The following is a 24,164-nucleotide window of genomic DNA, read 5'->3' as shown; positions in this document are numbered from 1 at the left end:
TTTTTTGTTATGATATATTCAGGTTTATAATTAGTGCGTTACCAATACGTTGTTAATAACCCGCTCCAAATCGTCAAGGTCAAACGGTTTGGCCAGGTAGCTTTGCGCCCCGGCAAGGCTGGCCAGCATTTGAATATCGCTGTTTGCCGAAAAATATATAACCGGTATATGTTTTAGCTCTTCATCGCTTTTCAATGTTTGGGTAGCCACAATTCCGCCGGCATCAGGTATCCAGTTATCCATTAAAATAACATCGGGCAAAACGCGCGTTACTTTATCAATTATATCATTACAATTGGTAAAAGTATGCACCTCCCAGTCCTGCTCCTCTAAAATATAACTGCAAATAGAAAGTATGTCTTCATCATCATCAAAAATGATGATCTTTTTATTCTGCTCTTCCATGCGCATCTCTTAGTGAAAATATCAATAAATTTTAATAAAACCAAATATTTTAAGTTTATAATTAATAAAATGGTTCCCTGATTAATTATTGTGATAGCATTAACTTAGTGTAAAATACTTATGTTCTGCGTTTTGTTTTCTGCAACATACTCTTCGTAATATATTAGTTACGTTGTACGTAATGTAATACTATATTTGGAAACAATAATAATTTTATAAGCCTTATTATAAAACCGAATTGCCCCGCTGCAATACCTGCTAATTTTTTAATGTATGAACAAAAACACCAGATCATTTTTGCTGTGGCCTGTGCTGCTTGGCGCTGTAACTATGACCTATGCGCAGCAAACCGCCCCGGCCAGCCTATGGTTAACCCGGGCAGACAGATCGGCCTTATTTGAGAAGCAAAAAGATGTACTGATCTTTAAGCCGAACACCAATAAAGATTTCACCATAACCGTTAATGATAAACAAACTTACCAGCCTATTGATGGCTTTGGCTTCGCTTTAACCGGCGGCAGCGCCATGCATATTATCCGCATGAGTGCCGATAGCCGGGCGGCCCTGCTCAGGGAGCTATTTGCAACTAACGGTAACAATATTGGGGTTAGCTACATCCGGCTCAGCATTGGCGCATCCGACTTAAATGAAAAAGTGTTTTCCTACGATGATATGCCAATCGGCCAAACAGATCCCTCGCTTAAGCATTTTGACCTGGGGCCCGATAAGCAGGATGTGATCCCGGTAATGAAAGAGATACTGGCTATTAATCCGGCCATAAAAATATTAGGCTCGCCGTGGTCGCCCCCCGCCTGGATGAAAACCAATGAAGATACCCGAGGCGGCAGGCTCAAACCCGAATACTACAACACCTACGCTAAATACCTGGTAAAATACATACAGGGCATGAAAGCGCATGGAATAACCATTGATGCCATCACCATTCAGAATGAACCCTTGCACCCCGGCAACAATCCCAGCCTGCTGATGGTAGCACCAGATGAAGGCGATTTTATTAAAAACAACCTTGGGCCTGCTTTTAAAGCGGCCGGCATCAAAACCAAAATCATTATTTACGACCATAATGCCGACAGGCCCGACTATCCCATCTCTATCCTGAATGATCCGGCAACCCGTAATTATGTTGATGGCTCGGGATTTCATCTGTATGGCGGCAACATTGACGCTTTAACAGAGGTGCATAACGCGCACCCTGATAAAAACCTTTATTTTACCGAGCAAATGGTGGTTGAGCCTGAAAATAAAGCCACTATTAATATTGTAAATCCGGTAAAACGCCTTATCATTGGCGCTACCCGCAACTGGAGCCGCAATGTATTAGAGTGGAACCTGGCTGCCGACCCGGAATATAAACCTTATACCGACAGGGGTGGTTGCCCCATGTGCCAGGGTGCGGTAACTATTGATAAAAACGAGGTGAAGCGTAACCTGGCCTACTACTCCATAGCCCATGCGTCCAAGTTTGTGCGCCCTGGTTCGGTTCGTATTGCTTCTAATAATTCAGATACCCTCCCTAATGTGGCTTTTAAAACTCCCGATGGTAAAAAAGTGCTGATTGTTGCCAACACCAGCGGTGGTGCGCAGGATTTTAATATCAGCTACCAGGGAAAGGCCATTGCCGCAACTTTAGATAAGGGATCGGTTGGTACTTATATCTGGTAATTGTTAATCATTTTTAAATTCAACTCAGTATATTATGTTGTTACACACACTCAAAAATATATCGGTGAAGGCTTGGTTCTTGGCCTTGTCTGTTTCGTTTATCGCTACACAAAGTAATGCCCAAAGCTTTTTAAGGGCGGATGGTAAAAAGATTGTAGACGAAAACGGTAAAAACATTCTGCTGCGCGGCATGGGGTTGGGCGGCTGGATGCTGCAGGAGGGCTACATGCTGCATGTGAACAAAGATAGTCGCCAATACCGCATACGCGAACGGTTGGAAGAACTAATGGGCCCAGCCGAAACCAAGGAGTTTTATGATACCTGGCTGGAAAATAATACCCGCAAAATTGATATCGACTCGATGCATCGCTGGGGCTTTAATTCGGTTCGCCTGCCTATGCACTATAACCTGTACACCCTCCCTGTTGAAAAAGAACCTGTAGCCGGACAAAACACCTGGCTTGACAAAGGTTTTGAAATGACCGACGACCTACTGGCCTGGTGTAAAGCGAACCACATGTACCTGATACTTGACCTGCATGCTGCACCCGGCGGGCAGGGAAATGATCTGAATATCTCCGACCGTAACCCCGATAATCCATCCTTATGGGATAGCGAGGCCAACAAGCAAAAGATGATAGCCCTTTGGCGCAAACTGGCAGATCGTTATAAAAACGAACCCAATATTGCCGGTTACGATATCATCAACGAGCCAAACTGGGGCTTTGACGACCCCTCCAACGACAAAAACGGACTAAAAGAAAAAACCAACGCGCCCTTAAGAAAATTAATGGTTGATATTACCGAAGCCATCAGGCAGGTGGATAAAAAGCACATCATTATTATTGAGGGCAATGGCTGGGGCAACAATTACAATGGCATACTGCCCACCTGGGATAAAAACATGGTACTCAGTTTTCATAAATACTGGAATTATAATGATGATAAATCCATAGCACACATCATCAAAACCCGCGACCAGTATAACATACCGGTGTGGATCGGCGAAACCGGTGAAAACTCGAACGTTTGGCTAACTGAAGCCATCCGCCTATTTGAAAAAAATAATATTGGCTGGGCGCTATGGCCATTGAAAAAAATGGGCAACAATAACCCGATCGAGATACCATCAAACTTAAATTATGATGCCGTTACTAATTATTTGAACACCGGGGGCCACAAACCTAAAGAGAGCAATGTATACAGCGGCACGCTCGAAATGTCCACACATTCCAAGCTGGAAAATGCCCTAATTCACCGTGATGTCATCGATGCTATTTTCAGACAGCCATTGTCGGCCACGGCAAAACCATTTAAGGCAAACAGGGTAGGGAACGGCACCATCATCAACGCGGTTGATTATGATCTGGGCCGCAACGGCGTAGCTTATTTTGATACCGATACGGCCGATTATCATGTATCGACCGGAAAATACGGTAAAGGAAACAGCGGCCGCATTTACCGGAATGATGGGGTAGATATCAGCAAGGATTCTACTGCATACTATAGTTTTTATGTAGATAACATAGCAAGCGGCGAGTGGCTGCAATACACCTTGCATGTAAAAACAGCAGGCATATATTCAATTACTTTAAAAGTTGCATCTGATACGGATAACGCGAAATTGACACTCAACATTAACAGCGCCGATCAGGCCAAAGAGGTGATTGTACCCAATACCATCGGCTCCAAAACATGGCAGCCGTTGGTCGTAAAAAACATTCGCTTAAAGGCCGGTACCAATCGGGTTAGGGTGTATGCTAATGTGGGTGGTTATAATTTGCACAGTTTGCAGTTTTGGAAGAGTAAATAAACTGGCACAAGTATGAAGGGGCAGGTTAAGCTACGGCTATTTGCCCCCCTTCATACTTGCGCCAAAGTGAGGGCTTTTATTTTTTGACATGATTAAGCAGGATTTTCAACTGCTGTAATGGTGCTAAAGGTATATACTGCAGATCTACATAGCCAGATTTACCCAATGGCAACGATTCCATTAATGCTTTGGCTTCTTCCACAGTTGGTACATTTAAAATAAAAACCACCCCTGTACCATCCGTTTTTGAATACCACTGCAAAATTTTTCCGTCGAAATAAGCTTGCACCGTACCTGTTATTTCGTCAAGCATGAGGGGTTGAATTTTTTCCGTCGTCACACCGGTCTTTCGGGAAAGGTTTACCATTACACACGTTGGCTTCACGGGTTCTTGAGCCGCGGCTTTGTTTTGATTGCCTAAAAGCACACCAAATAAAATCATTAATACGGAAAGAGATTTAGAACTTTTGTTGCTTAAATTTTTCATTGTTTTATAATCTTTTTTTCAGGATGATACATCGGGGGCGTAGAAACCAACAAAGACGCAGGCAATTTTTGTACATTATCTTCTTCGCAATAACACCGGCGCCTTTGAGTTTCTATTTTAATAGCATACTTCAATATGATCCTCAGTTTTTATTTATTTTTGCTTGCAACTTACAAGCAAACAAATATATTTTTTTGCTTGCTGTTTGCAAGTAAAATATTGTCATATTTATGAAAGAAATTAAATCACGATCCAACTGCCCCGTAAGTTATACACTTGATTTTTTAGGTGATAAATGGTCGTTACTGATCATTCGTGACATTATGGTGTATGAAAAACCCACTTATGGTGAATTTCTGTGCTCCGACGAGAAAATTGCTACTAACATTCTCGCCAACCGTCTGGAAATGCTGGAAGAAAATGGGTTTATCACAAAAAAAGTGTCGCCCGATAAAAAGAACAAGTTTAATTTTAGCTTAACAGAGAAAGCCATAGCCCTTGTTCCTCTTATTATGGAAATGGCAATTTGGGGATCCAGATTTAATCCTCCCGGACTTGATCCTGAGTTGATGGATTCTTTAAATGAGGACAAGGAAGGAACGATTATAGCCCTTCAGGAAAAACTCAGATCAGCTTTGCAGAAATAAAATCTTACTTGGCGTAAGTATGGGGGGCGGGGATTGGCGTAAAGGCTACTTGTGACCTCGCATAATTAGGCACAAGTAGCCTTTACCCTTTTGGCTTACCCCTCATACTTGCGCCAGGGCGAGGACAATTATGAAGGCACAAGTAACCACCACTCGCAGCAGCCCTTCACACTTGCGCCAGAATTGAAAATTCTTATTCAGTCTTCAATGTATTCAGATTTATATTCATTTTCTTACCGTTAAAGTACCCTCGAATAGTCACACTATCCACAAAGTTTAATGAATCGATCTTTTGCAGTCCAAACTTCGCAAATACGGAATTATCATTAGTTAATTGCACTCTTCTAACCAGGTGATAGCCCCCTCCTTCTTCACTAATTGATATATTTTCTGCTATAAGCATAATATTTTCCTCTTCTGGTATAGTAAGTACCCGGTAAAAGACATCCAACTTATTATCATTACTATATATCTTCCCTGATTTTATTTCATCTATTTTTAAATAAACGCCCTTCTCAAATTCAGTTAAATCGCTCGGGTTATTTACTACAGATTGTTGGGGGATTGTCTTTAAACTATCCGATGATTTGTTATTTCCGCTTGAGGAACAACCATAAAAAAAGGAGCAAAGTAATATAATGATAAATTGTTTCTTCATTATTGATTCAATTAATTTTGCCATTCGTCATATCCCAACTGTCTGCGGTCCGCAATTTTTCAACTACAACCACTATGCACAGAGGCCATGTCTCCCCGCTATCCGTAGTTTTCAACTACGGATTACTATGCTCAGAGACTCCGTCTCCACTTATCCGGCCCAGCCCTCTCTATCCAAACTTCTGAAATGAATAGCCTCGGCCAAGTGTTCCAGTTTGATTTCTTCGCTGCCAGCCAGATCGGCGATGGTGCGGGAAACTTTCAGGATACGGTCGTAAGCGCGGGCTGACAGACCCAGTTTTTCCATAGCACGTTTGAGCAGGGCTTGTCCGGCGGCATCTATTTTACACAGGTCGCGCACCATTTGTGGACTCATCTGCGCGTTGGAATGCAGATCTGGGCGTTTACCAAAACGCTCGCCCTGTACCTCCCGGGCCTTTATCACCCGCTCGCGGATCAACTCGCTTTTCTCGGCAGCTCGATCAGATGATAGCTCGCTGAAATTTACCGGGGTAACTTCCACATGCAGATCGATTCGGTCGAGAAGCGGCCCAGAGATCTTGCTCAGATATTTTTGCACCATTCCCGGCGGGCAAATACATTCCTTTTCAGGATGATTATAATAGCCGCAAGGGCAGGGGTTCATACTGGCCACCAACATAAAGCTCGATGGATAATCAACCGTAAATTTGGCCCTTGATATGGTTACGCGGCGTTCTTCCAGCGGCTGGCGCATAACCTCGAGGGCGCTGCGCTTAAACTCGGGTAATTCATCCAGAAACAAAACGCCATTGTGTGCCAGAGAAATTTCACCAGGCTGCGGGTTGCCGCCTCCGCCAACTAAAGCCACATCGCTGATGGTATGATGCGGCGAGCGGAACGGCCTTATGGTAACCAACGCATCGGCCGCGGCCAGTTTACCGGCTACGGAGTGTATCTTGGTGGTTTCTAATGACTCATATAAGCTCAGTGGAGGAAGAATGGAAGGCAGCCTGCGGGCCAGCATGGTTTTACCTGCTCCCGGCGGACCGATCAGAATAACGTTATGCCCACCTGCGGCGGCTATTTCCAATGCCCGCTTAATATTTTCCTGCCCCTTTACTTCACTAAAATCGCTGTCGTAATTACTCAGGCTGTTATAAAACTCCTCGCGGGTGTTTACAACTTCGGGAGAGATGGTTACATCGCCATTAAAAAAACCGGCAACTTCTTTGATGTTTTCCACGCCGTAAACTTCCAGATCGTTTACAATGGCAGCTTCACGGGCATTTTGTTTGGGGAGTATAAATCCTTTAAAACCGTCTTTACGAGCTTGTATGGCAATGGGTAGCGCGCCTTTAATGGGTTGTAAGCCGCCATCAAGCGATAGTTCGCCCATGATGATGTACTTATCCATATTTTCAGGCTCAATTTGCCCTGAGGCTGCTAAAATACCTGTGGCAATGGTGAGGTCGTATGATGACCCTTCCTTTTTAATATCGGCAGGGGCCATGTTTACCACCACCTGTTGGCGGGGCATCCGGAAACCGCAATTTTTCAGGGCCGATTCAATACGAACGTAACTTTCTTTAACGGCCACATCGGGCAGGCCAACAATATAATATTTAGTACCCGACGCTATATTTACTTCAACCGTTATAGTAATTGCCTCAATACCATAAACCGCACTGCCAAAAGTTTTAACCAACACTGTGATAAAGTTTAAATCAAAGCGAAAGATAAATATTTTTACTTATGAGGGAAAGGGGATAAATATTAAATAATTAATTGTTGAACTGGGCAGAAAACAAAACACGCCATTGCTTTGCCTCTGCAATGGCGTGTTAAATTAAAGAGATATTATTTGACTCGTTTATCTGATTGTTGTTGTCATCAATAAAAACCCACAGGAGGCAATTACCCATCCCAGCACCATAACCGACCACATTTTTTTGTTGTTTTTGCTCAGCCTTTCAAACGCTATGTTTATTTTATTAAAGCGTTTGTTATTCAGCAGGGTGAAATAATTAAGCAGTAATGCAGCAACTACGGCCAGCTGTATAAAAGTACCCGATATTGGGCTAACATTAAACCAACCCGATTTTAGGAAAAACTCGGTCGCCAGCATCAGAATGGTTAATAAGATGATCATCAGGAAGTTTACGCCAAAAAGAGAATTGAATTTTGGTAAACCTGTTTGACCAAAGTTTTTAAAGCTCCACCTGTAAAAGTTTACATACATGGATTGATAAAATCTGGTAGTGTTCATGATGCTTTAGTTTTAGGTTAATAATTGGTTTTAGCTAATATAAAAATATTTTATATTGAAATAACGCAATTTTATAAAATTTTATTGCGTTATTTTTTTAATATTTATTAGCTCTGATGTTTTTAATAATGTTAAACCCCCAATATTAACCCTTTATTTCACCTTGTCCTTCTGCATCAGATCAGTATATGTTTTGATCTCATAATCGGCCAACAGGTTCACGTCGGCATCTAAAATTATGTCGGCTGGAGCAGCTTTAGCAGGAATCTGGAAATGATTGTTCCTATCCTTTATAATAGCCGTGTGCTTTTGCCCATCTATAGTATACTCTAACGGAAAGTTAAATGTGGTTGCTTGTTTTTGATCTACGATAAAGTTAATCGTGCCTTTGTCTGCATTATAATTCCAGGCTACATCCAGGGAAGGATGGCCAGGAGTACGCAGCCATTGGGTAAAAAACTGTTTCAGGTCCTGTCCGCTGGTTTGCTCCATAATCAGGCGCAGATCATCAGTATTGGCGTTACTGCCCTTGTATTTGGCGTAGTAAGCACGTACACCTTTCCAAAACAAACCATCCCCAATTTTGCGGCGAAGCATGTGCAGTACCCAGTTCCCTTTTTCATAACTATTGGCATTAAGCAGTTGCATATATTGCCCATTTACAGCAGTATCAACAACCGGGGTAAGGCGCTTTTTTTCAAAGTTGAGCACTTTTTTCCTGTCGAATGCCAGGCGTTTTTTCAGGGTATCGGCACCGTATTTATTTTCGAGATAGAGGTTGGTCATGTAGGTAGCAAAACCTTCGCTCAACCACAGGTGACCAAAGTTTTTTTCGCTTGCACCATCGCCAAACCACTGATGGGCAATTTCGTGCGCCATCAGCGCTTCAATACCCGGGTCAGTTACTGATTCTTCAAAGTAGAATATGGCGCTGGCGTTTTCCATCCCGCCAAATATGGTTTTTGACTGTACGTTAGCCAGTTTCTCATAACTGAACGGGCCAACACGGTTTATAAAAAAGGGCAGTATCTCTTTTGCCACCGCATAGCTTTTAAAACCGGCTTCTTTACTCTCCGGGAATACATAGGTATATACCGGTATCTTGTTTACATCGCCCGGGTGATCAATAGCAAATTGGGCAACGCCAATTACCATTACTTTGGTAGGTAGCACAGTAGCCTCATGCCAGTGAGTAAGCTTTAAATGCCCGGGAAGCACCTGTTCCTTTATTTTTAATCCGTTGGAGATAACCTGATAATGATCTGGCGCGGTAACCACAAAATCAACCGAGGCCTTATCAGCCGGGGCATCTACACAAGGCAGCCAGTTATGCGCTCGGTTGGGCCAGTTATCGCCAAAAAAGGTACGATGGTCAAAGTTATTGGTTGATATGATGAGCCCATCGGCTGGTATGCCTGCGTAGCTTATTTTATAATTATGTATGCTGTTTTGCTTTGCTGTAGCGTATATTTTAATGGCATCATCAGTCTGCTCAAATTTGAGTGTTTTACCATTTTCGGTAACGGCCGATACCAGCATCCCTTTGCCGGTACTTTTCTTTTTTACCAGATCAAGGTTAAACGAAGTGGCATCTTTTACAAACTTAATGGCAACTGTAGCCTGCCCTTTAATAGTATTATCAATATCGGTTAACTGCAGGGCAAAGTTATAATGCTGCACATCAATAGCAGAACCAGGAACCTGGGCATGTGCCGTTAACGCCACAAATGTCAATGCAGCAGCAAGCGTTTTACGAACAGAGCGAATAATGAGCATACCAAATATTTAGAACTAAAGTTTGTGAAAAAGCACCGTATTAAAGCATATATAGGTGATATTTTTACAAACAGATAAAGGGAGGGTTTCCCGGAGGAAATTTATGAAGGCATCCGCCTAAACGGATGCCTTATATTTTATAATATTCTTTTTTTAGAAGGGCAGGGATGAAACTTACATTTTTGGCATACGGCGCATCATGCTGGCCATAGCTGCCGGGTTGCTCATTTGCTTCATCACCTTTTTCATGTCGTCAAACTGCTTCATGAGGCGGTTTACCTCGGCCAGATCGGTACCTGAGCCTTTGGCTATACGGGTACGGCGACTTTGATTTATAGTTTCCGGGTTTGCTTTTTCAAATGGGGTCATTGATAAAATAATGGCCTCGATAGATTTGAAAGCATTATCATCAACCTCTACATCCTTCATCATTTTGCCTACCCCTGGTATCATGCCCATCAGATCCTTCATGTTACCCATTTTCTTGATCTGCTGTATCTGGCTGTAAAAGTCGTTAAAGTCAAACTTGTTCTTGCGTATCTTTTTTTGCAGTTCGGCAGCTTCTTTTTCGTCAAACTGCTGTTGAGCACGTTCAACCAGGGAAACCACGTCGCCCATGCCCAGGATACGTGAAGCCATACGATCCGGGTGGAAAACGTCAAGCGCTTCCATCTTTTCGCCGGTACCTATGAATTTGATAGGTTTGCTCACTACCGATTTGATCGATAGGGCCGCACCACCACGGGTATCACCATCCAACTTGGTTAATACTACACCAGTAAAATCAAGGCGGTCGTTAAATACCTTAGCCGTGTTTACCGCATCCTGACCGGTCATGGAATCAACTACAAACAGTATCTCGTGTGGTTTTACAGCATCTTTTACCTGCTCAATCTCCACCATCATGGCCTCGTCAATAGCTAAACGGCCGGCGGTATCAATAATGACCACGTTATTACCGTTTTGCTTAGCCTGTGCAATACCTTCGCGGGCAATAGCAACCGGATCTTTCGATTCGCGGTTGGCATATACCGGAATACCTATTTGCTGGCCCAATACCTCCAGCTGGTCAATAGCCGCAGGGCGGTAAATATCATCGGCAACCAGTAATGGTTTCTTGTTTCTTTGTGTTTTTAAGTAATTGGCAAGCTTACCGGTAAAGGTGGTTTTACCTGCACCATTCAAACCTGCAATTAATATAATGGTTGGTGTAGCCGGAAAATTCAGTTCAGCAGTAGTACCGCCCATCAGCTCAGCCAGCTCATCGTTCATGAGCTTGGTAAGCAACTGGCCTGGTGAAACAGCTGTTAGCACGTTTTGGCCCAGAGCCTTTTGCCTTACATCATCTGTAAATGCTTTGGCGGTTTTATAGTTAACGTCGGCATCCAGAAGGGCTTTGCGTATCTCCTTCATGGTTTCGGCCACGTTTATCTCAGTAATAGTTCCCTGACCCTTCAGAACTTTAAATGCCCTGTCGAGTTTATCCGAAAGATTTTCAAACATTATTATAAAATACTTTAATCTCTAATCTCTTTTAAAGGTTACAAAGGTATGATTTTGAAATATATCCGTTAAATTAATTTGGGCTTAACATCTGGCTTTAAATGCGAGCTCCCATCAAAACTTTTTAAAATTAATTTTTGACACTTTTTGAGCTGAAATTTGATCAAAAAATGGAAAAAAAGGACCAAAAAACTGGAAAAATCAATCATTTTAACACTTTTTGATTCGTTTTAACGCACTTTTTAAAGCTTTAAAAAGTGTTAATTTATTGATTTTCAAATAACTAATACAAATATTCCGAATCTTCGGTTTCTTTTGCCTCCTTAACCAAACAGCCCGGCTTTCCTGATTCAGGAGGCCGGGCCGCTTATATATACAAATTTACAAAATTTAAAGCAATTGTTTACTTTTATGTACTAACCAAACCATTAATGAAAACCGAGATCAATAAAATTTTACAGTTTTTACATGTTGCCGAAAACTTGAAGCGCTTAACCCGCCATAGCTGGCTTTCTGATGGCAGGCGCGAAAGTGTGGCCGAGCATACCTGGCGTGTATCTATCATGTACCTGCTGGTTGAGCCGCATCTTGGCATTCAGGTAGATTCTACCCGGATCATGAAAATGATCATTATTCATGATATTATTGAGGCCCTGGTAGGGGATGTGCCCGCTTTTGACACTTTTGATGAAGATATCAAAATGCTGAAAATTGAGAATGAAACCCGTGCCATTGAAGATATACGCAAGCAACTGGACAACACCGTGGGCGATGAGTTTTACCACCTTTGGCATGAGTTTGAAGCCAAAGCAACCGATGAAGCCAAAGTGGCAAATGCCTTAGATAAGCTGGAAGCCCAGGTACAGCACAACGAAGCAGACATTAACACCTGGCTGGATATTGAAAAGGAAATGCTGTACATGATGGACCGCCACGTTAATTTTAACGAGTTCCTGACCCAGCTTAAGGATGCCATTGTTGAAGAGGGAGCGCAGAAACTGGCGGCCTTGGGATAACAATTGCTTATTTTATCCGCTTGTAGACAATGAGAGGATTTTGTTATTGCGAGCGCAGCGCGGCAATCGCGAACTTTAAGGGAGAATCGGCTTAGTTCGCGATTGCTTCGTCGTTCCTCCTCGCCATGACACATTTTTTGGTTACCATTCCCTTACGGAAATCTATACAGCATTCCCAGCGCTAAACCCTCGGTAGCCTGAACATCGCGTGCGGTATGTTTATCATATAGCAACGTGCCGTTGATGGTTACGTTAATGAGCCTGTTTACCTTGGCCGATAAAACCATATCAACACGGTGGGTTATAAATCTCAAATCCTCGCCGTAGGGGATAAATAAGGCGTACCTCGTATTAAGGTGTATGTTTTTAGCAATGTCCTTATCAAATAAGGCCACCATCTGGAATGCCAGGTCATTCCGTACCGTTTTATTGGGGTCAACACCGTAGTTATCCGGTTGATGTGTTATGATAGATTTGTCTAAAACAAAGGTTTGCCTTGCGGTACCTGTACCTAAACGCAGATCAAAATAGTTGGTTGGCTTGTACTCAAAACCGAGCGATTCGGTTAAGTAACCCGGCGCCATAAAGTTAGAGATCTGTACAGGGCCAGTTGCCGCTATTCCGGTAACCGGGTCAACATAAGCATAGTTAAAGCCTTTATCAAACTGCGACTCGAAAGTTAGCGCGCCGAAAAAATACCAGTTTTTTGAAAGCTGCGTGGCTAGCTTGTTATCAAAAAATATACGGTCGTTGGTTTTACGTTTACCTTGATCCTTATTTTTTGAAACGCCATATTGCAAATTCAATTCACTTACGTAGCTAAATGGCGCCTTATTGTATTCTGTATGGTAAATAAAGTTTGTTCCTAATGCAACAGCGCTTACACCACCCGCAGCGTAGTTACTGCTAAATGCCGACTGGCTAAAGTTTAAGCCAAAGGTTACGCTCTTTTTCCAATAGTTTACTTTATAATCAAGCATGTTGAACGGCACCTGGGCCCGTTGCAACTGTACCGGCCTTACCCGGGTAGGGATGGCGTTTCTGCGCGAATCTATCCGAAATTTATTAACCTGGGCCGTATCAATTTTGATAACGGTATCACGTTGTAGACTGTCTGTTTGCTGAGCTTTGGCCGAAATGCCGAAGGTAATTGATACCAGTAGGAGTAATGCGAGTCTGGTTTTTATCATAGAGGGCAAATTAAAGCAAAAATCTTCTTTTATAACAGATTAATAAAAAATGAGCCGGATGGTTTTAAAAAAGTGAAGTTAATGCCTTCTATCGCTGCCGCAAGCGTCCCGCTTGTGGTCATCAGGATAGGAATTTGATTATCTATGCCAAAATACCACAAGCGGGACGCTTGCGGCAGCAACAATAGCAATCAAACATATTATACTATGTAGTTATCACTTTAACCAATCCTTTTATTCCAGCATAATCACGTGCGCTGCTGTGTAAATATTCATAATCGTTTTCAACAAAGCCCGCTACAACCGGGTTGTCATGTATATAATCAATTTTTTGCTTAATAACCGGCGCGCTCCACAGTTCGATTGGCTTGTTGTGCTGCTGCCAAATTGATTATCAGTGTTATTGCTGTTGGCTTTGGCTGCTTTTTTAAAGGCGCTCAACAGCCATTCCCTCCTGCTTTCCTGATTGTTTTGCCCAATCAAGTTAATGAGTTCTTTTGCGGTATATGATTTAAAATCCCTGATTAATTCTTCAGGTTTTTGAATGTTTGATCTAAAAACCAAGTGAACATGGCTCGTCATTATACACCATGCATAAATTTCCATTCCTTTGTTTGAAACACAAAAGTTCAGATTTTTAACAATACAGTCGAAATATTCTAATCTAACAAAAACATCTATCCAAAATACCGATGAAAAACTTACAAAATATAATCCTTCTGCATTTCTAAACTTGTAATTACGGCTCATGATTAAATATACATTCCTTCTGAATAAAATCTAACCTTCTAATTGATTTAACTAAGCATATTTACCACAAGCGGGACGCTTGCGGTAGCGGCGGATAGATTATTAAGCTTTTTATGCTGTGATGATACTGGATTATAGCTTTAGCTACCGCAAGCGTCCCGCTTGTGGTCATCAGGATAGGAATTCGTAGTTACATTCACAAGCTTCTTAACATAGTTGCCACAAGCGAGACGCTTGCGGTAGCGAAGTATGCAATAAAACTTAAACCCAACCTTAATTATCCTTCCCCAGATCCTCAACCTTTGGGGTAACCAGCACGGGTAGGGCATACCTGCGCGGGGCGCGTAAAAAGCGCCTGAGGTTGGCTTTTATCGATGCTATAAATTCATAATCGCTGGCAGTGGTTACCAGATAATAGCCCGGGCGGTAGCGCCGCATAAAATCGGTAAGCTGCTGGTCTTTCAGGTTGGTAATGGTACCTACATAGGTTCGGTTAAAGCGGTAATCGATTACGCTTTGTTTGTAATCACGATCGATGATCTGGCGCAGCTTTTCGGCATTGCGGCCACTGCGGCTAAAAGCATTATACAACGCATCAATGCCAATACCGGCGCCCATGCCCGGGGCTACCGAAAGCAGGTCATGGTCATCAAGTGAGCCATAAATCTTAGTGTAATCCTTTTTAGTGGCAGCCAGTTTTTTTTGAGGGTTAAGCGCGGTATCGCGTACTACAACTTCTTTCAGTTGTATGGCAGAGCGACTCATATACACCGCCAACGCTGCGTTATTTTGCAGTTGCAAGGTATCGGCATAATGGTCGGGCTTGGTAAAAATAAGCACATCGCCCGGTTTAGCCTCTATTTCAAACTCGCCCTTAAGCGTATTATAAACCGATTTGCCGGTGGTGGCGTTAAGCACATTAACCTTAGCAATACGAGTTTTGCTCTCCTTATCAAACACAATACCCTCAACTGTTTTTTGCTGGGCAAAAACATTTACTGATAATGTACTGAAAAATAAAAGCAGCCATATTTTCATGGTGGCGCCAAAAATAACCATTCGGGCTTGCCTGATCATCATATTTAACAACAATTAACAGCTGATGGGATAGTATCAAGTAGTTAGTATCAAGTATCAAGACTTTTAAACTAACATTTACAACCAGTAAGAAATCTTGATACTTGATACTAACTACTTGATACTAAAAACCTACTTCACCACAATGAGCTTTTGCCCTATGGCTATATGGTCGTCGGGTATGCTGTTTAGTCCTTTGAGTTCATCAACTGTTATTCCAAAACGCTTGGATATGTTGTATAGTGTATCGCCCGTTTTTACGGTGTATATTTTATCGTCGGGCTTGGTTTGGGGTATGGTGTCGGTAACGGCTTTGCCAATATTGTTGTTGATCTGGCTAAGCACACGGTCTTCGCGTTTAATTTTGGCTATATCACCCTCAGGGCGGTCGTACTGGTCAAGATGATATTTTACAATCACATTGATCAGTAATTCGGGATATTTGGGATTGGTAGCATAGCCGGCCTGTTTAAGTCCGTGTGCCCAGCCTTCGTAATCGTTCTTATCCAGTTCAAAAAGCTTAGCATAATTTTTACGTTTTAAAAAAGCGGAGTGGTCGCGGAAAGAATCCTCCGGGTTATCATACACCCGGAAACAGTCATTCACATTATCATCATCTTTATAATAGCTGCGGCCTTTCCAGTCGCTGGTACATTTGATGCCGAAATGATTATTGGCATAGCGGGCCAGTTCGCTGTTACCGCTGCCCGATTCAAACAAACCCTGCGCCAGTGTAATACTGGCGGGTATGCCGTTCTGGTTCATTTCCTGTATGGCAATATCCTTAAAGCGTTCAATATAGGCCAGCGATGTGTAGGATTGATAGTTAGCCGCGGCGGGATTATCTTTTCTGACGGTGTTATTATTGCGGCGGGCCTGGCCACCTGAAATTGTTTTTTTGCGCGATGAGCACGAACTCAGGCCAATAAGGGCTATAAATAATACTGAAAATAGTTTCTGCATAAAGCTAAACCTTAACGTAAGGCATTAATAAATATGCCAAAATAAGATTTATAAACGTATTTATTGTTTTGTTTCTGCTAATTGCGTTTGGCTGGCCAACTTGGTGGAGTCGCTTGGCTTTTCGTCCAGGTCATGCAGATCATATTTGTTGATGATACCCAATACCTGCGATGCCCATTTGCGGCTACCGGCATAACCACTGCGCTGTATGCCTTTGGCCCAGCCCAGGTAATCATAATGACTCAAGGCATCAGCCAGATGACTGAACTGTTTGCGCTCGGTCATGATGCGGGCAAAATCCTGAAATGATTCCAGTACTGAATTATATTTTTTGTAAGATGTACGTACCTTTTTATTGTGCTTGGTATACACCGCGCCGCCGCCGCCTTTTACGCCAAACTGGTTGTTTAAATTTTGGGCTATGTTGCTGTTGCCACAGCCTGACTCGTGCATGGCCACACCTAAAACTATACTGGCCGGGATACCGGTTTCGTGCATGATGCGAATGGCATCATCTTTGAACTTCTCGATGTATGATTGTGAAGTATTTTTTTGCGCTGATGCAGCAAGTGTTGATATCAACAGTGTTGTAATCAGTAAGATTTTCTTCATAATTATTTTTTTCTGATAACCAGCAGCCCGTCGCGTACCGGCAGGATCAATTTTTCTACCCTGCTGTCAACAGTTATCTGGTCATTTAGTTTGCGGATATTTTCGGTATCGGTATCTTTTTCTGTACCATAAACCTTTCCCTTCCACAAAACATTATCAATTATTATCAATCCTCCGGACCGTACTTTGTCAAAAACTAATTGAAAGTAAGTATAATTATTCTTTTTATCGGCATCAATAAACACTAAATCAAAATTAGTTTCCTGTAAATCAGCAATAACGGCTTCTGCCTGGCCAAAATGCAGCTTTATTTTATTTTCAACATTTGTTGATTTAAAGTGTGAGTTGATGATCTCCTCCATTTCGCGGTTCACCTCGATGGTATGCAGTATACCGCCCTCAACCAATCCTTCAGCCAGACAAATAGCCGAATAGCCGGTAAAGGTTCCTATTTCCAGAATGAGTTTTGGCTGTACCATTTTGCTCAAAAAACTGAGTAGGCGACCCTGATAGTGACCCGACAGCATATGCGGACGGAGCACTTTTAAATGCGTTTCGCGGTTGAGCTTTTGCAGCCCCTCAGGCTCCGGATCGCAATGGTCATCTAAGTAAGCCAGCAAGGCATTAGGGAGAATATCCATGCGGCAAAGATAAACCGTTGATGGGGTTGATTACGCAGATTTCGTTGATTTTTTACTTAACTTGTTGATTATTAGTTTATTTTATTTCTGACCGCTGATTTGTTTTTTTGATTACATGATTTCGTTGATGTTTTTTACGCGACCAATTGATGTTTTATTGAGCGGTTTTGATTTTTTGCCTGGCTAATTTGTATTCGTTGGTGACGCGTTTAAATTCAAGACTTTTTGAACCAAAATTGAGGAGCAGGCCAGTTTCTAATTTGTAAGCCTCTAAATAATTGAGTACCTGAGCCAGGTGGGAATCATCTAATTTTGACTGAGCTTTGATTTCGACCATCACGATATCTGCCACTAAAAAGTCTACGCGCCTTGTGCCAATATCAATACCATCATAATAAATGGTCATTTCTAATTCTCTACTAAATAACAAATCGTGTTTTGCATTTCAATGGCCAATGCCCGTTGGTAAATAACCTCTTGAAATCCGTTTCCTAATTCAGAATGTACCCTCATGGCACAACCAATAATCTTTCCGGTTAAATCAGAATATTTATAGGAGCTATTTATTATTTCTTTCATTGAGATAAAGGCATAGGTTTATCCAATAAAGTTATAAAAAGCAATCAACAGTAATAATATAATAATCGTCATTTAAAAAGAACATATAGGCAAAAATTACCTATAAAAGCGCAAAAAACATCAACGCAATTAGCGTAATCAAAAAAACAAATCAACGGTCAAAAATCACCTATAAACCCGCAAAGTATCAACGAAATCAGCGCCATCAACCCAAATCAACGGTCAAACTCTTTTCTCCATCCAACTCTGCAGCAATATCACGGCAGATATAGTATCAACCAGTTCCTTGTTCTGCCGGTTTTTTTTGTTCATCCCGCTTTGAGCGATGGTGGCTGATGCCATTTTGGAGGTAAAACGCTCATCAAGCATTTCGATGGGTATCTGGGGAAAGTTTTTAGTTAGTATTGTTACAAAACCTTTCACATGCATAGCCGATTGCGATGGCGTATTATCCATTTGTTTAGGCTCGCCCACAATAAAGCGTTCTACCTGTTCGGTTTGCAGGTAGGTTTTCAGGTAATCTACGATATACTGCGGATGAATGGTATCCAACCCGGTGGCTATGATCTGCAAGGGATCGGTAACCGCGATGCCTATGCGCTTGGTACCGTAATCGAAGGCCATTACTCTCATAATGGATTTGAGATATGAGATGTGAGATATGAGATTTTCATCATACAAAGTTAGAAGATATTATTTCAATTATACATTTCAAAAAAACAACTAAACAATTGATTAATAATCAATTAATTACAAAACTGATAAGCAATCTCATATCTCACATCTCATATCTCAAATCTAATTACTATTTTGCACCAAATGCAGTTTAAACAAATAGTAGGACAGGAGGCAGTAAAGCAACGTTTGCTTAACACGGTGACAGAGAACCGGGTAAGCCACGCGCAGCTGTTTTTAGGCCCCGAAGGTTCGGGTGGCCTTCCGCTTGCTATTGCGTATGCCCAGTACCTTTCGTGCGAAGATAAACAGCCCGACGACTCCTGCGGCGTGTGTGCATCATGCCGTAAGTATGAAAAACTGATGCACCCCGATCTGCATTTTTCGTACCCGTTTTTTGCCAAACATAAGGACGATACTGCTCTTACTTTTATTGAGCAATGGCGCGAAGCTTTAACCGTAAACCCATACCTGAGCCTGGATGGCTGGCGCGGATACTTGGATGCTGAAAACAAGCAGGCCAACATCAATATTGCCGAGTGCCACCAGATCATCAAAAAACTCAGCTTTAAGCCCTTTGAGTCGGTATATAAAATACTGATCCTTTGGCTGCCCGAGTACCTGGATAAAGAGGGTAACGCCCTGTTAAAAATTATTGAAGAGCCGCAGCCTAACACGCTGTTTATCCTGGTGGCCCAAAATCAGGATCAGATACTGAACACCATCCTTTCACGTACGCAGCTGGTAAAAATTCCGGCGCTGAGCTATGATGATGTAAAAGATTACCTCATTGCGGAGCATAACCAAACCGATGATGCCGCGGCCGAAATCGCTTACCTCAGCAACGGTAACCTTACTGAGGCATTAACCATGCTACAGCAGGATAACAAAGGCTATCATAACCTTTTTGTACAATGGCTGCGCCTGTGTTTCAGCAACAAGGGGCTGGAGGTTTTAACCTTTGTGGAGCAATTTGCCAAAATGGGTCGCGAAAATCAGAAAAACTTTTTACGCTACGGCATCAGCTTTATACGCGAGTGCCTGCTGCTGATGGCGGGTGCGGGCAATCTGGTACACCTGCCGGCAAAAGAGCTGGAAACCGCGCAAAAAATGACCAGTGTTTTGAGTATTTCAAAAGCGCAGGATATCAGTACCGAGCTTGAAAAAGCGCATTATCATGTAGAGAGAAATGCAAATCCTAAAATTTTATTTTTAGATGTATCTTTACAGATCATAAAAATACTGAATGTAAAAACCATCCCTCAGGGGAGTCAATATATACCGAATTAATTATGGGATGTGGAAGTTGTTCAACAGGGGGCGGATGCTCACCTGCGGGCTGCAAAAGTAACGGCTCATGCCTTACTAATGGTTGCAGCAAATTAGATGTTTACGATTGGCTGTCGCATATGGACATGCCAACAAATTATAAGCCTTTTCCAATTATCGAAGTTAAATTTAAAGGCTCACGCAAGGAGTTTTTTGTAAACACCGATAATATTTACCTGGAAGCAGGCGAACTGGTGGCCGTAGAAGCCGCTACAGGCGGTTACGATATTGGTCACGTATCTATCACCGGCGAACTGGTGCGCATGCAAATGGTTAAACGCAACGTGAAAGAAGCCGACGTGGTAAAAAAGATATACCGTAAAGCTACCGTTGCTGATGTAGATAAGTGGAAAGCCGCCAAGGATATGGAGTGGGAAACCATGCACAAATCGCGCAAGCTGGCCCTTGACCTTAACCTGAGTATGAAGCTGAGTGATGTGGATTACCAGGGCGATAAAACTAAAGCTACTTTTTATTATACCGCCGAAGGCCGTGTTGATTTCAGGGAACTGATTAAAAAAATGGCCGAAACCTTCCGCATTCGTATCGAGATGAGGCAGATAGGCATGAGGCAGGAAGCAAGCCGTTTAGGCGGTATAGGCTCTTGTGGCCGCGAGTTGTGCTGCTCAACCTGGCTTACCGATTTTAAAACAGTATCAACCTCAGCGGCACGTTATCAAAACCTTTCGTTAAATACGCTGAAACTGGCAGGCCAGTGTGGCAAGTTAAAATGCTGCTTAAACTACGAACTGGATACCTACATGGATGCCCTCAAGTATATCCCTGATAATGTGAACGTGCTGAGAACCGAAAAGGGTGACGCGCGCCTGCAAAAAACGGATATATTTAAAAGAATCATGTGGTTTAGCTATCCGCGCGAAGAGTCATGGGTGCCCTTGCCAATAAGCAAGGTAAAAGAAATTCAGCAGCAAAATAAAGATGGCGTTATTCCTGCCGACCTAGGCGAACTGGTAGAGGTTGAAACTCAACCGGTAAAAACCCTCGACTATGAAAACGTAGTTGGTCAGGATAGCTTAACCCGCCTTGACGAGCGCAGTCGCAATAAAAAGAAACATAACAACAAAAACCGTAATAAAGGTAACAAACCCGATGGTGCCCAGGCAGATAACAGACCAAAAAATCAGCCTAATCAGCCAAGGCCTCAAGGTACCGCCCAGTCTGCCGAAAAACCGACCCAGGGGAATGCTGAAGGAGGCAAACAGCCAAACCGTTCGCCGCAACAGCAGGGGCAAAGGCCACAAAATCAGCAGAGTGGTAACAGACAGCCTCAGCAACAAGGCGGTAATCGTCAGCAACAAGAGGGCGGCAATAAACCACAGCAGCAGGGTAATAATAATCGCCCGCAGCAGGAGGGTGGCGCTAATAAACCGCAGCAACAGGCCGCGGGTAACCGCGAGCAGCGCGAAGGGGGAAAAAGCAATAATAACAGGCGCAACAGGCCAAACCGCCCTAAGCCCAATAATCAAAACGGTACTAATAACACCCCTCCGGATACCCAGCAATAATGAAACGGGCTTTTAAAATATTCTACCCGGCAGCATTTGCTTTTTGCATGATGCTGTTGGGTAGCTGTACCGATCCAAATGCGGTTATTGATAATAATACGGCCATTCCGGATCATAATTGGTCGTACGTAAACAAGGTTAAGTTTGATTGCAAAATAGACGACGATCAGGCACTTTATAACCTGTATTTCAACGTACGGGTTGGCGATAATTACAAATACTCTAACCTGTTTGTGCTCATTAGCCAAACCCTGCCTGATAAAAAGGTAAAAGTTACCCGTTACGAACTCAAGCTGGCCACCCACGACGGGCAATGGCTGGGCAAAGGATCGGGCAATTTATACAGCTACCAGGTGCCCTTTAAAACCGGTTACAAATTTCCCGCTAAAGGCAACTATCATTTTGAAATAGAACAAAATATGCGCGATAATCCTCTGCATGAGGTAAGCGACGTGGGTTTGCGGGTAGAGAAGGCGAAATAATATTTTTTGATCAATCGGCTTAAAAACAAATAATCAGAACCATTATGGTTTACAGGTGTTTAAAATAATAAACATCGCTATGAAAAAGTTAATTGTTATAGTTTTTGCAGCAGCCGGAATAATAGTAAGCTCCTGCAACGGAACAGATAAAACTAACCGAACCGATGATACCAGCGCCGCCAAAGGCAACAGCGGATCTGCCGATACTACCCAATTGATAAACACATCGTCATCTGCCGGAGGTGCCGCCGCAACACCCGGTTCGTCAGATACCAGCAACATCGGGGCAACACCAAGTGAACCTACAACTGATACAGTGAAGAAGCCTAAGTAAAATTTATATCCTCAATATCTTATATAAGACTTACGGAGTTTTAAAAACTTCGTAAGTCTTCCTTTTTCGTCCTTGCGCTTGTTTGTTAACGACTACCTAACATTATTTTCGTTTAAACAAAACGAATTGAACAACTTGCGATAAAATCGCTACCCCGTACTAAGCACTCGTTAAAAACGAGCGCAAGATGTTTTTACAACATTTCATCTTGCATTACTAAAAATATTATCATAGTTTTACTAATATTTTTATCAAAATGGGTGATGAAATTTTATTGATCGTATCGCTGGTTATATTGGTTATAGCTGTTCTGCTGTTTTTAAAAAAGCCTAAAGCGCTGGAGCTGATATCAGCAGAAGAATTAAACCAGCTTAAAAATGAGCATGATCAGCTCAAAATCTCATTGGCCCGGGCCGAGGAAAAAGCCAGTATTATTGCCAATGAAAAAGAAAACATCATCCAACTTTTAAAAGAGGAGAAAAACCGCCTGCTTGATGAATTGATATATGAACGCGGCCAACTGGCCCAGGCCAATCAGGACCTGGAAAGTACCCGGGCGTATTATAAATCGCAGCAAGAAAAATTACAAGAGCAAAAAGTAGAGATAGAGCAGATCCGTGTGCAGTTTCAGCGCGAATTTGAGAATGTGGCCGAAAAACTGCTGAAAGAAAAATCAAAAGAATTTATTGATGTAAACCGCAGCAATCTTGATATGATCCTTAACCCGTTGAAAGAAAATATCAAAGCTTTTGAGGATAAGGTAGAGAAAGTTTATAACATGGAAGCTGCCGAGCGCAACACCTTAAAAGGGGTGATTACCCAGCTTATGGACCTCAATAAGCAGATAAGCGATGAGGCCCAAAATTTGACCAAAGCCCTCAAGGGTGACAATAAAAAACAAGGCAACTGGGGCGAGGTTATACTGGAACGTGTGCTGGAAAGATCGGGCCTCGTACGTGACCAGGAATATCGTATTCAAGCCGCCATGCAGGCCGCTAACGGCACGCGGTATCAACCCGACGTAATTATAGACCTGCCTGATGAAAAACATCTTATAATCGATTCTAAGGTGTCGCTTATAGCGTACGAACGTTTGGTAAATGCCGATACGGAGGAAGACCGCAAGCTGTTTGCCAAGGCACATATTGAATCATTGCGGGGGCACATCAGCGGCCTGTCTTCAAAAAAATATCACGACCTGTACAAGATCAATTCGCCCGATTTTGTGCTGCTTTTTGTGCCTATAGAATCATCATTCAGCATAGCCGTACAGCTTGATGGCGAGCTGTTTAATTACGCCTGGGATAAAAAAGTAGTGATCGTTAGTCCGTCGACACTGTTAGCTACCCTGCGCACCATTGCCAGCATGTGGAAACAGGAACGCCAAAACCGTAATGTATTGGAAATAGCCCGCCTTAGCGGCGATATGTATGATAAGTTTGTTGGCTTTCTAAGCGATATGGACAGCATTGGCAAAAACATCAATTATACCCAAAACGCCTACAACAGCGCCATCAACAAACTATCCGAAGGCCGCGGCAACCTCACCACCACCGCCGAACGCATCAAAAAGCTGGGCGCCAAAGCCGATAAACAAATTGATCAGAAGTTTATAGGGGAAGAGTAGGGGGAAAAGGATCAAAACTTTGCCATCCTGATGAACAAAGGATCTGTTCATGAACTTTGCATATAGAATAATAGATACTTCACTATCGTTCAGCATGACAAATCAAAGGTCAATCATAAACACTTTTGTCATGCTGAAGAACGA

At 42.6% G+C, this 24,164-nt stretch carries 23 protein-coding genes and 1 pseudogene; 9 read left to right on the top strand and 15 right to left on the bottom strand.

Annotation, left to right across the window (positions count from 1 at the left end; translation table 11 throughout):
- Positions 1–30: 30 nt before the first annotated feature.
- Complete coding sequence (locus AAGC65_RS11680) at positions 31–405, bottom strand: response regulator (RefSeq protein ID WP_343112629.1); 375 nt, start codon at positions 403–405, stop codon at positions 31–33.
- Positions 406–678: 273 nt separating this feature from the next.
- On the opposite strand from AAGC65_RS11680, the gene AAGC65_RS11675 reads away from it, so the two are divergent.
- Together AAGC65_RS11675 and AAGC65_RS11670 are read left to right on the top strand one after the other, a co-directional pair.
- Positions 679–2,088 carry a glycoside hydrolase family 30 beta sandwich domain-containing protein gene (locus tag AAGC65_RS11675; RefSeq protein WP_343112628.1) on the top strand — a complete coding sequence of 470 codons (1,410 nt, stop codon included), beginning with the start codon at positions 679–681 and terminating at the stop codon, positions 2,086–2,088.
- Positions 2,089–2,122: 34 nt separating this feature from the next.
- Entirely contained in the window at positions 2,123–3,901 is a 1,779-nt protein-coding gene (locus AAGC65_RS11670) for a cellulase family glycosylhydrolase (RefSeq protein ID WP_343112627.1), read from the top strand.
- Positions 3,902–3,977: 76 nt separating this feature from the next.
- On the opposite strand, the gene AAGC65_RS11665 is transcribed toward AAGC65_RS11670, so the two are convergent.
- Entirely contained in the window at positions 3,978–4,388 is a 411-nt protein-coding gene (locus tag AAGC65_RS11665; protein ID WP_343112626.1) for a hypothetical protein, read from the bottom strand.
- Positions 4,389–4,618: 230 nt separating this feature from the next.
- Between AAGC65_RS11665 and AAGC65_RS11660 the strand changes: the two genes are divergently transcribed.
- Positions 4,619–5,035, top strand: a complete 417-nt coding sequence (locus tag AAGC65_RS11660) for a helix-turn-helix domain-containing protein (protein ID WP_343112625.1) — start codon at positions 4,619–4,621, stop codon at positions 5,033–5,035.
- Positions 5,036–5,228: 193 nt separating this feature from the next.
- Here the strand turns inward: AAGC65_RS11660 and AAGC65_RS11655 are convergent, their stop codons facing one another.
- The 5 genes from AAGC65_RS11655 to ffh all read right to left on the bottom strand — a co-directional run bounded on the left by AAGC65_RS11655 (position 5,229) and on the right by ffh (position 11,219).
- Positions 5,229–5,693 (bottom strand): hypothetical protein, encoded by a 465-nt coding sequence (locus AAGC65_RS11655; RefSeq protein WP_343112624.1) that lies wholly within the window; start codon positions 5,691–5,693, stop codon positions 5,229–5,231.
- A 150-nt stretch (positions 5,694–5,843) separates the two neighbouring features.
- Positions 5,844–7,382 carry a YifB family Mg chelatase-like AAA ATPase gene (locus AAGC65_RS11650; protein WP_343112623.1) on the bottom strand — a complete coding sequence of 513 codons (1,539 nt, stop codon included), beginning with the start codon at positions 7,380–7,382 and terminating at the stop codon, positions 5,844–5,846.
- Between the two features lie 162 nt (positions 7,383–7,544).
- Positions 7,545–7,940: a hypothetical protein gene (locus AAGC65_RS11645; protein ID WP_343112622.1), complete on the bottom strand. Its 396-nt coding sequence runs from the start codon at positions 7,938–7,940 to the stop codon at positions 7,545–7,547.
- A gap of 153 nt (positions 7,941–8,093) precedes the next feature.
- Positions 8,094–9,716: a M1 family metallopeptidase gene (locus AAGC65_RS11640; RefSeq protein WP_343112621.1), complete on the bottom strand. Its 1,623-nt coding sequence runs from the start codon at positions 9,714–9,716 to the stop codon at positions 8,094–8,096.
- A 174-nt stretch (positions 9,717–9,890) separates the two neighbouring features.
- Positions 9,891–11,219: a signal recognition particle protein gene (gene ffh / locus AAGC65_RS11635; RefSeq protein ID WP_343112620.1), complete on the bottom strand. Its 1,329-nt coding sequence runs from the start codon at positions 11,217–11,219 to the stop codon at positions 9,891–9,893.
- A 431-nt stretch (positions 11,220–11,650) separates the two neighbouring features.
- On the opposite strand from ffh, the gene AAGC65_RS11630 reads away from it, so the two are divergent.
- Positions 11,651–12,235, top strand: a complete 585-nt coding sequence (locus AAGC65_RS11630; protein ID WP_343112619.1) for an HD domain-containing protein — start codon at positions 11,651–11,653, stop codon at positions 12,233–12,235.
- Between the two features lie 152 nt (positions 12,236–12,387).
- On the opposite strand, the gene AAGC65_RS11625 is transcribed toward AAGC65_RS11630, so the two are convergent.
- The 8 genes and pseudogenes from AAGC65_RS11625 to ruvX all read right to left on the bottom strand — a co-directional run bounded on the left by AAGC65_RS11625 (position 12,388) and on the right by ruvX (position 18,680).
- A complete protein-coding gene (locus tag AAGC65_RS11625; protein WP_343112618.1) occupies positions 12,388–13,425 on the bottom strand; it encodes a DUF3078 domain-containing protein in 1,038 nt (345 codons plus the stop codon).
- Between the two features lie 297 nt (positions 13,426–13,722).
- Positions 13,723–14,175 (bottom strand): transposase, encoded by a 453-nt coding sequence (locus tag AAGC65_RS11620; RefSeq protein WP_343112617.1) that lies wholly within the window; start codon positions 14,173–14,175, stop codon positions 13,723–13,725.
- 273 nt (positions 14,176–14,448) lie between these two features.
- The gene (locus AAGC65_RS11615; protein ID WP_343112616.1) at positions 14,449–15,255 is read right to left on the bottom strand and encodes a hypothetical protein; all 807 of its coding nucleotides are present in this window, start codon (positions 15,253–15,255) and stop codon (positions 14,449–14,451) included.
- A gap of 129 nt (positions 15,256–15,384) precedes the next feature.
- Positions 15,385–16,215 (bottom strand): glucosaminidase domain-containing protein, encoded by an 831-nt coding sequence (locus tag AAGC65_RS11610; protein WP_343112615.1) that lies wholly within the window; start codon positions 16,213–16,215, stop codon positions 15,385–15,387.
- A gap of 60 nt (positions 16,216–16,275) precedes the next feature.
- Positions 16,276–16,827 (bottom strand): glucosaminidase domain-containing protein, encoded by a 552-nt coding sequence (locus AAGC65_RS11605; protein WP_343112614.1) that lies wholly within the window; start codon positions 16,825–16,827, stop codon positions 16,276–16,278.
- A gap of 2 nt (positions 16,828–16,829) precedes the next feature.
- The gene (locus tag AAGC65_RS11600) at positions 16,830–17,468 is read right to left on the bottom strand and encodes an O-methyltransferase (RefSeq protein ID WP_343112613.1); all 639 of its coding nucleotides are present in this window, start codon (positions 17,466–17,468) and stop codon (positions 16,830–16,832) included.
- A gap of 154 nt (positions 17,469–17,622) precedes the next feature.
- Positions 17,623–17,981, bottom strand: a pseudogene (locus AAGC65_RS11595) (GxxExxY protein).
- A 288-nt stretch (positions 17,982–18,269) separates the two neighbouring features.
- Complete coding sequence (ruvX, locus tag AAGC65_RS11590; RefSeq protein WP_343112612.1) at positions 18,270–18,680, bottom strand: Holliday junction resolvase RuvX; 411 nt, start codon at positions 18,678–18,680, stop codon at positions 18,270–18,272.
- 186 nt (positions 18,681–18,866) lie between these two features.
- Here ruvX and AAGC65_RS11585 point away from each other — a divergent pair, with 186 nt between their 5' ends.
- The 5 genes from AAGC65_RS11585 (at position 18,867) to rmuC (ending at position 24,020) form a co-directional block, all read left to right on the top strand.
- On the top strand, positions 18,867–20,012 hold the full coding sequence (locus tag AAGC65_RS11585; RefSeq protein WP_343112611.1) for a hypothetical protein: 1,146 nt from the start codon (positions 18,867–18,869) through the stop codon (positions 20,010–20,012).
- Positions 20,013–20,014: 2 nt separating this feature from the next.
- A complete protein-coding gene (locus AAGC65_RS11580; protein ID WP_343112610.1) occupies positions 20,015–21,577 on the top strand; it encodes a regulatory iron-sulfur-containing complex subunit RicT in 1,563 nt (520 codons plus the stop codon).
- Positions 21,577–22,059: a gliding motility lipoprotein GldH gene (locus AAGC65_RS11575; protein WP_343112609.1), complete on the top strand. Its 483-nt coding sequence runs from the start codon at positions 21,577–21,579 to the stop codon at positions 22,057–22,059. The genes AAGC65_RS11580 and AAGC65_RS11575 overlap by 1 nt, the downstream gene beginning before the upstream one ends.
- Positions 22,060–22,138: 79 nt before the next feature.
- Positions 22,139–22,393: a hypothetical protein gene (locus AAGC65_RS11570; protein ID WP_343112608.1), complete on the top strand. Its 255-nt coding sequence runs from the start codon at positions 22,139–22,141 to the stop codon at positions 22,391–22,393.
- A 256-nt stretch (positions 22,394–22,649) separates the two neighbouring features.
- Entirely contained in the window at positions 22,650–24,020 is a 1,371-nt protein-coding gene (gene rmuC / locus AAGC65_RS11565; RefSeq protein WP_343112607.1) for a DNA recombination protein RmuC, read from the top strand.
- Positions 24,021–24,164: the final 144 nt, after the last annotated feature.

It is taken from the genome of Mucilaginibacter sp. (genome assembly GCF_039207105.1).
Lineage (GTDB): Bacteria > Bacteroidota > Bacteroidia > Sphingobacteriales > Sphingobacteriaceae > Mucilaginibacter.
Note: the sequence above shows the minus strand (reverse complement) of the source record. Positions and strands in the feature narration are given on the sequence as shown.